This window comes from Bacillus sp. MT94, assembly GCF_058792475.1.
In genome coordinates, this window is sequence record NZ_JBXAEZ010000004.1 from 70,720 (window position 1) to 85,666 (window position 14,947).

Below are 14,947 nucleotides of genomic sequence, written 5' to 3' on the forward strand. Positions count from 1 at the left end.
ACGTTAGAGTCAATAAGTAAATTCATTTTCTTTCTAAAAGTTTCATCTCTCCCCTATTTCATGCATAATAGATATGTACATATATTAGAAAGCGGTGAAAGTATGGTTTCAAATACTGTAATTGCCAGCATCATTTTTCAACTCATTGTCTCGATTCTGGTCCCAATTATCGTACTCGTTTATTTCCGTAAAAAATATAATATTAATTGGAAAGTAGTCGGCGTTGGTGTTCTTATCTTTATCGGATTCACCCAAATTCTTGAAACACCATTCCACCTATTTATGCGCGGTAATCCAACAATCGCTCCATTTTTAGAAAATCCGTTTGTCTTCGCAATTTATGGCGGATTGACTGCTGGTATTTTTGAAGAATTAGGACGCTTCGTTGCCTTCTTCTTCTTACTAAAAAAATATCTAGAATATAAAGATGGCTTCGCTTATGGAATTGGTCACGGCGGAATTGAATCTATTTTAATTGGCGGTTTTTCTGCATTACAAGCATTAATTTTTGCTAATTCTATTAACGATGGTAGCTTCTCTCGACTGATTGAACAAAAACCCGAGCTCAGTATTTTACAGGACATGTTAATTCAGCAACCTGCCTACTTATACTTCCTTGGTAGCTTAGAAAGAATTATGGCACTCGTGCTTCAAATCGCCTTTACAATGCTTGTTTTATACGCAGTAAAACAGAAGAAATACATCTTCCTAGTATACGCTATACTATTCCACGCATTTGTAGACTTTTTCGCGGCACTTTACCAAACAAAAACAATCAACATCTTCGTTGCCGAAGGAATTACACTTCTGTGTACAATTGGCGCTGTCGTTCTTATTCGCAAAATGAAAGAGAAATTAATGAGTGTACCGGAGTAAAAAATAAACCACCAAAATTGGTGGTTTATTTTTTATATGGATGATAACTTTTGCCCTCTTGCAGCTCCCTCTTTGTTTCTGCATCTATAACGATGTACTTATGAAACGCTTCTACTTCATTTTGAGTAAAAGAAGCGAAAAAATAGACTTGGCGATCAGGGTGAACAAAAAAATCTTGAAGCACCACTCTACTTCGACAACCGACAGCTGTTTTTTGCAGGAAAGAAAATTCCTCATCAGCCACTTCTTTAAATGAAATTTTTTTACGAACACTATATGCTGCATTTTTGTACTCTTTATAAATTTTCTTATCTAACTGTTTATAAAAAACATCCCCACTCACAAATGACTTATTTTGATTGCTTGGATAATTTAGTTTTCGGTTGGATTCTGCATATGTTGTGGACAATTGCGCAAGAAAACAAATAATGAATACGATACATATCATTTTTTTCATCATTGCACCTCAATTTTTTATTATCCACATTACTTTTCCACATATTTAAATCCATATGCTGTTTCCAATAAAAAGGAATTTTTTCCACATTTGTCGAAGTATATAGCGTCAACTTGAAAGATGGGGATGAATTATGAAGAAAATTATTTTAATACGACATTGTTCAGCAACTGGGCAAGAATGTGATGCTGAATTAACGACCGATGGAAAAGACCAAGCAAATACCCTTGCTACATTCCTCTTAGAAAATACTCTACAAATCGATCATATTATTTCAAGCCCATTTGTCCGAGCTATCGATTCCATTCGGCCCTATGCACTCCAAGCTAACTTATCTATCCAAGAAAATGAACGATTAACTGAACGCATATTGAGCAACGTTCCAATGGATGATTGGATGCAAAAACTAGAATCCACTTTTACGAATATAGATATTGCCTTTTCAGGCGGAGAGTCAACAAAACAAGCAACAGACCGTGCCATATCGCTTATTCAAGACGTTTTACAATTAAACCATACGACAACACTACTTGTTACACATGGCAATTTACTTACGCTCATTTTAAAGCATTTTGATCATACGATTGGCTTTAATGAATGGAGAACTTTAACGAATCCTGATATTTACGAAATTACAATCGACGAACAATGTATCATAACACGCTTATGGGAAGCATCGTCCAAGTAATATCCCTTTCCAAAACATTCAGTTGACGCCACGAGAAGAGACTGTTCTAACAATAGAAAGGGGTATCATTTCATATGTACGAAGACGTACTTGCTTTACTACATAAAACAAATGTTTCTTATGAAAAATTCGAACACGAACCAGTACTCGATTATGAGACGGATCGGATCGTACGCGAGAGACTTGGCTTACAAGGCACTCCAAGTAAAAGCTTATTTTTAAAATCAAAGTCTGGAGATTATTACGTATTTTTTACGTTAGAGGGCACAAGGCTTAACCGGGGAGAGATGAAAGAACTAACAGGAGAACGCTTATCTCTCTGTTCTCCTGATGAACTGCGAGACAAAACTGGTTGTACGCCGGGATGTGTGGCTCCTTTCGGATATTCACACGATGTAACAATTATTGTGGATAACGCTATTTATACGTACGATAAAATTTTAATTACACCTGGTGTACCTGAATTTACAATTGAATTATCCACAGAAGAATTAAAAAAGATTTTATTAACATGTACAAATACCGTTTTAGAGTACAAACAAAAAGAGAGCTGATCGTTAGCTCTCTTTTTTCATTATTTAGCTTCTGCTGTTTTTTCTTTTGCAGAACGTACTTGCTCGTCCGCATGGTAAGAAGAACGCACAAGTGGGCCAGCTTCACAGTGGCTAAATCCTTTGCTAAGTGCAATTTCTTTAAGCTCTGCAAATTCTGCTGGTGGATAATATTTAATAACTGGTAAATGCTTCTTAGATGGTTGTAGATATTGTCCAAGAGTTAAAATATCCACATTGTTTGCACGTAAGTCATCCATTGCTTCAATTAAATCTTCTCTTGTTTCACCTAAGCCGACCATAATGCTCGATTTAGTTGGAATATCAGGCTGCATTTCTTTTGCTCGACGTAAAAACTCTAATGAACGGTCATACTTTGCTCTAGCGCGAACTCGGTTAGATAATCGACGTACTGTTTCAATGTTATGGTTTAAAATATCTGGTTTTGCATCCATTAACATTTTTAAGTTTTCTTCTACCCCAGCCATATCAGATGGTAATACTTCGATAGACGTGAATGGGTTTTTACGACGTACTGCTCGTACTGTTTCAGCAAAAACAGCTGCTCCGCCGTCCTTTAAATCATCACGTGCAACCGCTGTTATAACAACGTGCTTTAAGCCCATTTGTACTACTGAATCTGCTACGCGTTCTGGTTCTTGTAAATCAAGCTCAGTTGGTAAGCCTGTTTTAACCGCACAAAAACGACAAGCACGTGTACAAACCGCACCTAAAATCATAAATGTTGCTGTTTTTCTTACAGCCCAGCATTCATGAATATTCGGACATTTTGCCTCTTCACAAACGGTATGAAGATTTTTAGAACGCATCATTTTCTTTAAGCCTGTATAGTTTTCATTCGTGTTTAACTTAATTTTCAACCATTCGGGCTTGCGCTTATATTCTGTTTGTTTTGTCATGGTTATCAACTCCGCACAATATGAAATAGTTTACCGTGTTCGCTTCTTTCAATGTAACATATCTATTCTAACGTATGAAAGCGATTTGCTCAAATGAAGATTCTAAGATTTTTTCCAATCGTTCCCTATAATGAAATACTCCGTATATCCCACACTAAAAAGAGTGATGTTGTGAAAGGAGTCTATTTCATGCTTCGAAAAATTTCTCTTTTGCTTTCTATTTGTTTTCTTCTCCACCAAAACATCGCTTACGGTGAAGATAATCAGCAAAGCATATACGAAAAGCGCATGGCACTATATAAAGAAACCGAGCAGTCTTCAGGCATTCCATGGTATTACTTAGCTGCAATGGATCAATATGAAAGAAATATACGGAGCGTAAGAAAAGATATTCCAAAAAAACCAGATGCCATCATTTCCCTTTATTTCAAACCAGAAATATGGGCTGGACCTGTTAATAGTAACGATACTCTCCCCCATACAATTTCTCTATTTGGCGGAATAGGTTTAGATGGTGACAAAGATGGATTTGCAAATGCAAATAGCGACCGTGATCTTCTGCATACCGCAGCGACTATTTTAAGGAAACAAGGAACGTCAGAAGACCGTATTAAAATTATGCTTTGGGAATATTATAGACGTGCAAAAACAGTTGATTTAATTAGCGAGTACGCCCAAATTTATAAACATTATGGACGTATTAATTTAGAAGGAAATGCTTTTCCTCTTCCGATTCGTAGTGACCATAGCTACCGTAGTACTTTCGGCGCTGGAAGAAGTTTTGGCGGAAGACGAATTCATGAAGGAACCGATATTTTCGCCGGATATGGCGTGCCAGTAAGATCGACTTGCTATGGCATTATTGAAACAAAAGGCTGGAACCGCCTTGGTGGATGGCGCATTGGTATTCGTGACCTTCATAACAATTACCATTATTACGCTCATTTAGGCGGGTTCTCAAAAGAAATACAGCTTGGACAAATTGTTGAGCCAGGAAAAGTAATTGGATTTGTTGGTAGCACTGGTTATGGACCTCCTGGTACAGCCGGAAAATTCCCACCCCACTTACATTTTGGCATATATAAAGACAATGGCTATACAGAATGGGCCTTCGATCCATACATGCATTTAAGCCTTTGGGAACGCAAAGAACGAGCAAATACAAAAAGATAACCGTAGCTGCATTGCTACGGTTATTTTTTATCCAGTAACAGCTCGGCTCAGCTGAGTTTCACTTTATATGCAACTAACTATCTGTTTTCTTTTTATCAGGTACAGCAACACTTCCGCTTCCATAATACGTAGGCACTTCCCCTTGAACGATACGCGTCGCAATCGGAACATTTTGTTTCACAGTTATCTCTTTCGTATGAAATGGAATAATTACTTGCAATGTTACTTCCATTTCCATAACAATTTGAATCGCTGTAGTATTAATTCCATGCGGCTCAATTTTTTGTTTAATATCTGTATTCACATGCCCAATTGGCGTGAAATGAATCGGAATATCTGGTCCTATATTACCAAGAAGTGCATTATCAGTTACACGTCCAAAAGGAACTGCCATAGTCGCCCCGTTTTTTTCAGAAATACCTAGCTCCTTCAACTTCCCTTGTTCTACTTGCTGCAAATATTTTTCTATGTACGTGGTCGTTGACGTTACGATTTCATTTACTTGCTTCGTATTTAAATTAATTGTGGATACTTTTCCGTTTTTATCATTCTGTACTTTCATTAATGAATCGACATCGAATCCTTCATTAATTCTATCCTTTACCGCCTTCGTCATAATTGCTGTCGCCATTTTATGTGTCTCTACTTCCCCATATTTAATTAAGGTCGGCTGAATACTATTATTCACAATCCACAACCCTTGCGTAAGTAATATAACAAAAAGAATAAACGACATAAGCAGTATATACCGAAAGGCAATAGGTCCCCTTCGAAACCGCGAGTTTTTCGAGCGAAATATACTCATAAAAAAACCTCCTTCTTATATCATTTCTATGCAAGAAGGAGGGACGATATATGCTTATCTCATTTTTAATAATGCTTCTTTTCCAATCGTTCCTACTGGAATGCCTAACGTTTCAGCTCCAGTCGTTACCGATTCTAGTGGCGCTTCAAGAAGTTGTTCAATCGTTCTTACACCAACCGCACGGCCAGCAATAATTCCTCGATCACCTAATTTCTCATTTAAAAGACCTACATCTAATGCACCACACATAATATATCCTTTATCGCTCATTACAGCTAGCAAATTCGTCTTTGGAAGTTTCACGCTAACCGCAATAAACGTATAATTATCAATTATAATTGGCTCCACATTAACCATAGTTCACACTCCTCTCTTTCTTATCTGTATGACAAGAGAAAAATGAGTGTTACAAGTTAACTAGCCTATAGTTTAACGGAAGTTGTATGAGTTATTAACATATCCGTTAACACATCTCTAAGTAGTTCTGGCATATAATATTGTTTGCCAGAAAGTGTGGATAGCTCTGGGTATAAGTATCCAAACGTAAACATATCGATTGTTCCTACCGTATATATACGGTCTAACTCCAGCGATTCGCCGTTAATCAATACATCTTCTAATAAAATTTTATTGCCAGGAATCGTATCTGGAATGACTTCTACACCAGCATAAATCATTTTCCCCATCACTTTCCCCCGAAATCCGAATCCTTTCACCTCAAGATTCTCCATGTTCGGTTTACGTGCTTTCAAAATAACTTCTCTTAATATCTTTCCTGGAACTTTCAAAGCACACGGATTAATTGGATGTGGACAAATTCTGTGAATATCTCCGCGCGTTACAACACCCTCTTCTAGCCCTTCAAGAAGTACACCGGCGTTCACCATGCCAATCTCTGCATCGCACCATGTTTTCAGCGCACTTGCTAACATATGAGAAAACGGCGTCTCCTGAAACCAATCAACCGGTAATGACTCTTTTAAATGAACGACAGGCTCTGCCATTATATGATTACTTTCTTCCTGCAGTATTTCAATTGTGGATAACGGCTCGCTATAAGCACCTAACCGTTCCGTCTTAATCGCTCTACCGTCCTTTTTCAACAGCTTCTTCGTCTCTTTATCCACAGTAAGCTGAACGTGGCCAACGTAACGTCCCCACTTTTCACAACAGCAAAGTAAAGTATTGTTCAGTAGAACACCACGCTCAAATAAATGATGCGTATGTGCACCTAAAATAACATCTATATCATAATGCTCTGCCATATACTCATCCATACTTTTTCCAAGGTGAGATAGGACAACGGTAATATGCGCCTCATCTTTCACTTCTTCTAAAATAGACTCTAAATGGATAAGCGGATCTTCAATATGCCAATCGAGCATATGATAAAACTCTGGATAAGCTACCGTTAATCCGATAAAAGCAATGATAATCCCATCTGTCGTCGTATGTAATTTATAAGGCTTCGCCCACGCTGGACGTACCCCTTCTTTTTTAAATAAATTCGCAACGAGCACCTCAAATCCAGCATCATCATATAGACGATTCAAATGCTCCTTCGCTAACGTAATGCCTTCATTATTTCCGATCGTTACATAATCATATAACGCCTCATTTAAAAGCTTCGTATTCCCAAGGCCATTTGTCGCTTCCGAAATACTATGAAAACGATCCACATGATCACCGATATCAACCGTCAAAACAGTCTCTCCCGCTTCCTGTCTTCGCTTTTTCTCCCCTAGAACAAACCGAGAAATTTGCGGCCAATTTTCAAAATGACTATGTATATCGTTTGTATGATAAAGGTGGATGATTGTTTCTTTATTTGTATTCAGAGAAAAAACCTCCTCTCAGTTCCTTACTGCCATTTACGCTATGCGCACACAATAATCCTGTAAATACTTTTCGTCTTTTCTTGCTATTTTACATTGTACTCGCATTGTGAGAAAAAGCAAAAGATTGTCCTTTTCATATGAGAAACTTTTGCTAATGCAGGAAAGAATTCCAGATAGTGGAGGGAGGGGTGGATTTGTCAAAAAGTTTAATAGAGAATTCAGTGGGTGGTTGTTCAAGTGGATTTGTCAGTATCTTTGTCTTAAACCTAGTCGTTCTCTGTTCTTATAAAATGTTTGGGGTATGTGAGGATTTTCTTTTGTCTTATCTTGTCGACAAATCGATATTCCTTGTCGAAACGTTGATATATTGAAATAATCGTTGATATATTCCCGTTTATGATCGATATATTTGAAAAATCGTTGATATATTTAGCTGAACACCCACCCGGGTATCATCTCCCAAGCCAAGACAAATCCGCAAAACAAAAAAGCGCCCTGCACAGCAGGGCGCTTCTACTTTATCTATTAACCAATAGAACCTTCCATCTCAAACTTGATTAGACGGTTCATTTCAACTGCGTATTCCATTGGAAGTTCGCGAGTGAATGGCTCGATGAAGCCCATTACGATCATTTCTGTAGCTTCTTGCTCAGAAATACCACGGCTCATTAGGTAGAATAATTGTTCTTCTGATACTTTCGATACTTTCGCTTCGTGCTCAAGTGAAACGTAATCGTTTTTGATTTCGTTGTAAGGAATTGTATCAGATGTAGATTGGTTATCCATGATTAACGTGTCACACTCGATGTTAGAGCGAGAGTTTTTCGCTTTTGGTCCGAAGTGTACGATACCACGGTAAGTTACTTTACCACCATGCTTCGCAATCGATTTAGAAACGATTGTTGAAGACGTGTTTGGTGCTAAGTGAATCATTTTCGCACCAGCATCTTGGTGTTGGCCTTTACCAGCAATCGCGATTGATAATGTTAAACCGCGAGCGCCTTCGCCTTTTAAGATAACTGCTGGGTATTTCATCGTTAATTTAGAACCGATGTTACCATCAATCCATTCCATCGTTGCGTTTTCTTCACAAACCGCACGTTTTGTAACTAGGTTGTATACGTTGTTCGCCCAGTTTTGGATTGTTGTATAACGGCAATACGCATCTTTTTTAATGATGATTTCTACTACCGCACTGTGAAGTGAGTTAGTAGTGTAAACAGGTGCTGTACAACCTTCTACGTAGTGTACGTGTGCGCCTTCGTCTACGATGATAAGCGTACGCTCGAATTGTCCCATATTTTCAGAGTTAATACGGAAATACGCTTGAAGTGGTGTATCAACTTTAATACCTTTTGGAACGTAGATGAATGATCCACCAGACCAAACTGCAGAGTTTAATGCAGAGAATTTGTTGTCTGTTGGTGGAATTACTTTTCCGAAATGCTCACGGAAAATATCTTCGTTCTCTTTTAATGCGCTATCTGTATCTTTGAAGACGATTCCTAGAGCTTCTAGGTCTTCTTTCATGTTGTGGTATACAACTTCAGATTCGTACTGTGCAGATACACCAGCTAAATATTTTTGCTCAGCTTCTGGAATACCTAATTTATCAAATGTTGCTTTAATTTCATCAGGTACTTCATCCCAAGACTTCTCAGATTTCTCAGATGGTTTTACGTAGTACGTAATTTCATCGAAATCTAAGTCGTTTAAGTCGCCGCCCCATTGTGGCATTGGCATTTCATAGAACTTATCCAGTGATTTTAAACGGAAGTCTAACATCCACTGTGGTTCTTCTTTCATACGTGAAATCTCTTCAACGATCTCTTTTGTTAAACCGCGTCCAGCACGGAAAATCGAAACGTCTTTGTCTTTGAAACCATATTTGTAATCGCCGATATCTGGCAGTTGCTTCGCCATGTTGGTGTGTCCCTCCTTAGATAACCTCATTTTTAGGAACCTTTAACATTACTTATCTTCGTTTAAGCCCTTTTCTAACGCTTTCCACGCTAATGTTGCACATTTAATACGTGCAGGGAACTTGCATACGCCTTGTAATGCTTCAATATCTCCTAAATCGATGCTGTCATCGTACTCTTTTCCTAGCATCATGTCAGAGAAAATTTTCGAAAGCTGAAGTGCTTCTTCAATTTTCTTACCTTTTACTGCTTGTGTCATCATTGAAGCTGAAGACATTGAGATTGAACATCCTTCGCCTTCAAACTTCGCCTCTTGCACAATACCTTCTTCTACTTTCATCGTAAGTTGAATACGATCGCCGCAAGTTGGATTGTTCAAGTTAACGGTAACACTATCTTCTAACACGCCATGGTTACGAGGATTTTTGTAATGATCCATAATAACTTGACGATATAACGTATCTAAATTATTAAATGACATTTGTGAAATACTCCTTTGTCTTGATTAGCGATTCAACAAATGTATCAATTTCTTCTTTTGTATTATATAAATAGAAGCTCGCACGTGCTGTTGAAGAAGCTTTTAGCCACTTCATAAGCGGTTGTGCACAGTGATGTCCTGCGCGAACTGCAATGCCTTCTACATCTAATACAGTCGCTACATCGTGAGGATGTACGTCTTCAATATTAAATGTAACAAGACCAGCGCGATGCTTTGGACCATAAATTGTAACGCCATCTACTTCTGATAGTCTTTCTAAAGCGTATTGCGCTAATTCATGCTCATGCTTTTCAATATTATCAAGACCGATTTCTTCTAGGAAATCAATTGCCGCACCAAGTCCGATTGCATTACCGATAATCGGTGTACCCGCTTCAAACTTCCACGGAAGCTCTTTCCAAGTAGATTCTTGTAAATCTACGAAATCAATCATTTCACCACCAAATTCAATTGGCTCCATATTGTTTAGCAATTCTTTCTTACCATATAATACGCCGATACCTGTAGGTCCGCACATCTTATGAGCAGATAATGCGTAGAAATCACAGTTTAAATCTTGCACATCCACTTTCATGTGAGGTGTACTTTGTGCACCATCAACGACCATAATTGCTCCGTTTTCGTGTGCGATTGCTCCGATTTCTTTTACAGGGTTAATCGTTCCAAGTACGTTTGATACTTGCATAATAGAAACGATTTTTGTATTCGGTGTAACAGTTTGACGAACATCTTCTAAAGAAATTGTACCGTCTGGTTGAAGCGGAAGGTATTTCAAAGTTGCGCCAGTTTTCTTCGCAACTTGTTGCCACGGAATGATGTTACTATGGTGTTCCATGTAAGAAATAACGATTTCATCGCCTTCTTTTACATTTTCAAGGCCATAGCTAGCCGCTACTGTATTTAATGCAGTTGTCGTTCCGCGCGTGAAAATAATCTCTTCCATTGATTTCGCGTTAATAAACTTGCGAACTTTCTCACGTGCACCTTCATACGCGTCGGTAGCTTTCGTACCGAGCGTATGAACACCGCGATGCACGTTAGAATTATATTCTTTATAGTAACGTTCTAACGTTTCAATGACTTGAATTGGTTTTTGAGAAGTTGCTGCACTATCGAAATAAACAAGTTGTTTGCCGTTCACTTTTTGATCAAGAATTGGAAACTGTTTGCGTATTTCATGAATATTCATTAGCGAACTTTCCTTTCAATTACCTCAACAAGCTGTGCTTTTACTCCTTCAATTGGAAGCTCATTTACTACAGGTGCTAAGAATCCATGGATGACTAAACGTTCTGCTTCGCGTTTTGGAATACCACGGCTCATCAAGTAGTATAATTGGTACGGATCTACGCGGCCTACTGAAGCTGCGTGACCTGCCATAACATCATCTTCATCAATTAAAAGAATTGGATTCGCATCACCGCGAGCTTTTTCGTCTAGCATAAGAACGCGAGAAGATTGTTGTGCATTTGATTTAGATGCACCGTGTTCAATCTTACCAATTCCATTAAAGATAGATGTTGCACTATCTTTTTGTACACCGTGTTTTAAAATCCAACCTTCAGAGTGTTTACCGAAGTGAACAACTTTAGTTGTAAAGTTTTGTGTTTGGTTACCACGGCCAATTGTTACTGTTTTCGTATCAGCATATGAACCGTCGCCCATTAAGTTCGTAACGTTCTCTGAAATTGTGTTTCCATCATTCATAAGGCCTAGAGCCCAATCAATGCGGCCGTCGCGTCCAACAACACCGCGGCGGTTAACGTAAGTTGTTACGTCTTTTGCTAATAGATCAACCGCACCGAATTTCACTTGTGCGCCTTGTTCCACAATTACTTCTGCTACGATATTTGCAATACCTTTAGCATTTTCATTTGCAACATAGTTTTCTACATAAGTTGCAGTACTGTTCGCATCAGCTACGAATAATACGTGGTTATATACGTTAGCTTCTTCGCCGTCTACTAAGAATACAGCTTGAAGTGGAGTTTCAAGAACAACGTTTTTCGGAACATATACGAATGCACCGCCGTTGATTAATGCAGCATGAAGTGCAGTTAGACGATGCTCGTCTACTTTCACTCCGTCTTTCATTAAATACTTTTGTAGTAATTCAGCATGCTCTGTTGCAGCTGTTACGATATCTGTGAAAATAACACCTTTGTCTTTTGCTTCGTCTGCTAAAGAAACGAACGCAGTTGTACCAGTACGTTGCACTAATACGCTGTTATTTTCATCGATTAAGTTTTTCACTGCTTCTGGAAGCTCTGTTAAAGAACTTACAGGCTCTTGCTTAGCAGCGTCGCCTTTTCCGATAAAGTCCCATTTTTCAATTTTCGTTTTATCAGGCGTTGGCATTGGAAGTTCTGTTGCTTGTGCAAGAGCTTGTAAGCGGAACTCAGTCAACCAAGCAGCTTCGTTTACTTCGCTTGCGCGTTGACGGATTGTTTCTTGATCGAAAGGTAATGTACCGATTGTCATGTTTATGCTCCTCTCTTACGCTTCTTGCTCTGTTGTTTCGTCTTCAATACCTAATTCTTTTTTAATCCAGTCGTAACCTTCAGCTTCTAGACGTTGTGCAAGCTCAGGGCCACCAGATTTAACGATACGACCGTTCATCATAACGTGAACGAAGTCTGGAGTGATGTAGTTTAATAAGCGTTGGTAATGCGTAATCATTAGGCAACCGAACTCTTCGCCGCGCATTTGGTTAATACCTTTAGATACAACTTTTAATGCATCGATATCAAGACCTGAGTCGATTTCATCTAAGATTGCGATTTTTGGCTCAATCATCATTAATTGAAGAATTTCGTTACGCTTTTTCTCTCCACCAGAGAAACCTTCGTTTAAGTAACGTTGTGCCATTTCTGGATCCATTTCTAGGAATTCCATGTTTTTATCTAATGTACGGATAAATTTCATAAGAGAAATTTCATCGCCTTCTTCACGACGTGCGTTAATTGCAGAACGTAAGAAGTCAGCGTTTGTTACTCCGCTAATTTCACTTGGATATTGCATTGCTAGGAATAGACCCGCTTGTGCGCGCTCGTCTACTTCCATTTCTAATACATCTTCACCGTCAATGATGATGCTACCTTCTGTTACTTCATACTTTGGGTGACCCATAATTGCAGAAGATAAAGTTGATTTACCTGTTCCGTTAGGTCCCATAATTGCGTGGATTTCTCCACCTTTTACTTCAAGGTTTACACCCTTTAAAATTTCTTTGCCGTCAATTGATACGTGTAAGTCTTTAACCGTTAATGTAGAACCAGCCATCTCAATACCTCCATTAATCCTATATATACATTTTAAAAATTCCTAAAACGTTCATATTCTCATTTTATTCTCATTCTAATTTTATATCAAATAAAATGATATCGCAAACGACGAAAAAAAGTAACCGTTTTTTCACAAATGTATATAAGTATTTCCTTTACATCTTTCTATGATACACCTTTCTTCTTATTTATATAAAGAAAAAAGGACTGGTAATTTCCCAGTCCTTTCCTTATATTTATTCACTTACCGGAAGTACAGCACCTTTATATTCTTTATTAATAAAATCTTGAATTTCTTTTGAATGTAACACTTCTACTAGCTCTTTAATTTCTTTTTTCTTCTCATCACCTTTACGAACTGCAATGATGTTTGCATACGGAGAGTCTGCTCCTTCAATCGCAATTGCATCCTTCGTTGGATTTAATTTTGCATCAATTGCGTAGTTCGAATTAATGAATAAAGCATCTCCCTCATTATTTTCATACAACTTCGGTGAAAGTCCAGGTTCAACATCTGTTTTAAATTTTAAGTTTTTCGGATTTTCGACTACATCTTTTACTGTCGCCTTAACCACATCTACACCATCTTTAAGCTTAATCACGCCGCCTTTTTGTAACAATGCTAACATACGGCCTCGCTCCGCTACGTTATTACTCATAATCACTGTCCCGCCATCTGGTAAGTCTTTTAAGCTTTTATATTTCTTAGAATAAATACCCATTGGCTCTAAATGAATTTTTCCTGCGTTTACAATTTTATATCCCTTTTCTTGGATCTCCTTATCTAAATACGGAATATGCTGGAAGTAGTTCGCATCAATCTCTTTATCCGCTAACGCTTTATTTGGCAGTACATAATCCTGGAACTTTTTAATCTCTAACTTAATGCCTTTTTTCTCTAAGATTGGCTGTGCTTTCTCTAAAATAACAGCATGCGGCACGTTAGAAGCTCCAACAACAAGCTTATTCTCTTCTTTTCCTCCGCAAGCAGCTAATGTAAATACAGACAGCGCTGTAACAACTGACAATAGAATCTTTTTCATATGATGTCCCCTTCTCCCCTATAGTTATGTAGTTATAAAAAAGGCTGGCATACACCAGCCTTTTCAGCAATTATTCTTTTACAGGAACAACCGCTCCTTTATATTCTTTATTAATAAAGTCTTCGATTTCTTTAGAATGCAATACTTCTACAAGCTCTTTAATCTCTTTTTTATCTTTATCACCTTTACGAACAGCTACTATGTTTGCGTACGGTGAATCATCACCTTCAATTGCAATTGCATCTTTTTCTGGGTTTAATTTCGCATCAATTGCATAGTTAGAGTTAATTAAAACAGCATCGCCTTCCTTATTGTTATACACTTGTGGCAATAAACCAGGCTCGATATCTGTTTTAAATTTTAAGTTTTTCGGATTATCTGCAATATCTTTTGGAGTTGCATTAACTGGCTCTACTCCGTCTTTAATTTTTAAAATGCCTTCTTTTTGTAAAATTGCTAAACCACGTCCATGGTCAGTAACGGAATTACTCATAATGATTGTCGCCCCGTCTGGAAGTTCTTTTAGGCTCTTATACTTTTGAGAGTATACACCAATTGGTTCTAAATGAATTTTCCCCGCTATTTCAAAATCATATTTTTTATCTTTAATTTCTTTTTCTAAATACGGAATGTGCTGGAAGTAGTTTGCATCTAAATCTTTATCCGCTAACGATTTATTTGGTAATACGTAGTCTTGGAATTTTTTAATTTCTAACTCGATTCCTTTTTTCTCAAGTAACGGTTTTGCCTTTTCTAAAATTTCAGCGTGCGGTACGTTAGAAGCACCAACAACGAGTTTCTTTTCATCTTTATCTTTCCCGCCACAAGCAGCTAAACCAAAAATTGAAGTTGAAATAAGTGCCGTAAGTAATAATTTTTTCATTTGAA

General features: G+C 37.9%; 16 protein-coding genes. 4 read left to right on the forward strand and 12 right to left on the reverse strand.

Features of this window, described 5'->3' with window-relative positions; genetic code table 11:
• The first annotated feature begins 60 nt into the window (after positions 1 to 60).
• Positions 61 to 876 (forward strand): YhfC family intramembrane metalloprotease, encoded by an 816-nt coding sequence (locus tag AC1Q51_RS15580; RefSeq protein ID WP_002094186.1) that lies wholly within the window; start codon positions 61 to 63, stop codon positions 874 to 876.
• Positions 877 to 901: 25 nt separating this feature from the next.
• On the opposite strand, the gene AC1Q51_RS15585 is transcribed toward AC1Q51_RS15580, so the two are convergent.
• Positions 902 to 1,333, reverse strand: a complete 432-nt coding sequence (locus AC1Q51_RS15585) for a hypothetical protein (protein WP_000738182.1) — start codon at positions 1,331 to 1,333, stop codon at positions 902 to 904.
• A gap of 133 nt (positions 1,334 to 1,466) precedes the next feature.
• Between AC1Q51_RS15585 and AC1Q51_RS15590 the strand changes: the two genes are divergently transcribed.
• On the forward strand, positions 1,467 to 2,021 hold the full coding sequence (locus AC1Q51_RS15590) for a histidine phosphatase family protein (RefSeq protein WP_090978057.1): 555 nt from the start codon (positions 1,467 to 1,469) through the stop codon (positions 2,019 to 2,021).
• Between the two features lie 74 nt (positions 2,022 to 2,095).
• Positions 2,096 to 2,575, forward strand: coding sequence for a YbaK/EbsC family protein (locus AC1Q51_RS15595; protein ID WP_000272748.1), 480 nt, complete (start codon positions 2,096 to 2,098; stop codon positions 2,573 to 2,575).
• Positions 2,576 to 2,595: 20 nt separating this feature from the next.
• On the opposite strand, the gene lipA is transcribed toward AC1Q51_RS15595, so the two are convergent.
• Positions 2,596 to 3,492 carry a lipoyl synthase gene (gene lipA / locus AC1Q51_RS15600; RefSeq protein ID WP_000166367.1) on the reverse strand — a complete coding sequence of 299 codons (897 nt, stop codon included), beginning with the start codon at positions 3,490 to 3,492 and terminating at the stop codon, positions 2,596 to 2,598.
• A 189-nt stretch (positions 3,493 to 3,681) separates the two neighbouring features.
• On the opposite strand from lipA, the gene AC1Q51_RS15605 reads away from it, so the two are divergent.
• Positions 3,682 to 4,665 carry a M23 family metallopeptidase gene (locus AC1Q51_RS15605; RefSeq protein WP_000944681.1) on the forward strand — a complete coding sequence of 328 codons (984 nt, stop codon included), beginning with the start codon at positions 3,682 to 3,684 and terminating at the stop codon, positions 4,663 to 4,665.
• Between the two features lie 73 nt (positions 4,666 to 4,738).
• Here the strand turns inward: AC1Q51_RS15605 and yunB are convergent, their stop codons facing one another.
• The 10 genes from yunB to metQ (AC1Q51_RS15655) all read right to left on the reverse strand — a co-directional run bounded on the left by yunB (position 4,739) and on the right by metQ (AC1Q51_RS15655) (position 14,942).
• The gene (gene yunB, locus AC1Q51_RS15610; protein ID WP_000021807.1) at positions 4,739 to 5,470 is read right to left on the reverse strand and encodes a sporulation protein YunB; all 732 of its coding nucleotides are present in this window, start codon (positions 5,468 to 5,470) and stop codon (positions 4,739 to 4,741) included.
• A 54-nt stretch (positions 5,471 to 5,524) separates the two neighbouring features.
• Positions 5,525 to 5,827: a YunC family protein gene (locus tag AC1Q51_RS15615; RefSeq protein ID WP_492331591.1), complete on the reverse strand. Its 303-nt coding sequence runs from the start codon at positions 5,825 to 5,827 to the stop codon at positions 5,525 to 5,527.
• A gap of 65 nt (positions 5,828 to 5,892) precedes the next feature.
• Positions 5,893 to 7,308 carry a bifunctional metallophosphatase/5'-nucleotidase gene (locus AC1Q51_RS15620; protein WP_318588182.1) on the reverse strand — a complete coding sequence of 472 codons (1,416 nt, stop codon included), beginning with the start codon at positions 7,306 to 7,308 and terminating at the stop codon, positions 5,893 to 5,895.
• Positions 7,309 to 7,833: 525 nt separating this feature from the next.
• Entirely contained in the window at positions 7,834 to 9,231 is a 1,398-nt protein-coding gene (gene sufB / locus AC1Q51_RS15625; RefSeq protein WP_001118824.1) for a Fe-S cluster assembly protein SufB, read from the reverse strand.
• A 48-nt stretch (positions 9,232 to 9,279) separates the two neighbouring features.
• A complete protein-coding gene (sufU, locus tag AC1Q51_RS15630; protein ID WP_000009523.1) occupies positions 9,280 to 9,711 on the reverse strand; it encodes a Fe-S cluster assembly sulfur transfer protein SufU in 432 nt (143 codons plus the stop codon).
• On the reverse strand, positions 9,701 to 10,921 hold the full coding sequence (sufS, locus tag AC1Q51_RS15635; RefSeq protein WP_001020767.1) for a cysteine desulfurase SufS: 1,221 nt from the start codon (positions 10,919 to 10,921) through the stop codon (positions 9,701 to 9,703). The genes sufU and sufS overlap by 11 nt, the downstream gene beginning before the upstream one ends.
• Positions 10,921 to 12,213, reverse strand: a complete 1,293-nt coding sequence (gene sufD / locus AC1Q51_RS15640; protein ID WP_000152173.1) for a Fe-S cluster assembly protein SufD — start codon at positions 12,211 to 12,213, stop codon at positions 10,921 to 10,923. Before sufD ends, sufS begins: the two co-directional genes overlap by 1 nt.
• Before the next feature lie 15 nt (positions 12,214 to 12,228).
• The gene (gene sufC / locus AC1Q51_RS15645) at positions 12,229 to 13,014 is read right to left on the reverse strand and encodes a Fe-S cluster assembly ATPase SufC (protein ID WP_000929163.1); all 786 of its coding nucleotides are present in this window, start codon (positions 13,012 to 13,014) and stop codon (positions 12,229 to 12,231) included.
• Between the two features lie 238 nt (positions 13,015 to 13,252).
• On the reverse strand, positions 13,253 to 14,059 hold the full coding sequence (gene metQ, locus AC1Q51_RS15650; RefSeq protein ID WP_000722399.1) for a methionine ABC transporter substrate-binding lipoprotein MetQ: 807 nt from the start codon (positions 14,057 to 14,059) through the stop codon (positions 13,253 to 13,255).
• A gap of 70 nt (positions 14,060 to 14,129) precedes the next feature.
• Positions 14,130 to 14,942: a methionine ABC transporter substrate-binding lipoprotein MetQ gene (metQ, locus tag AC1Q51_RS15655; protein ID WP_000735080.1), complete on the reverse strand. Its 813-nt coding sequence runs from the start codon at positions 14,940 to 14,942 to the stop codon at positions 14,130 to 14,132.
• Between the last annotated feature and the right edge of the window lie 5 nt (positions 14,943 to 14,947).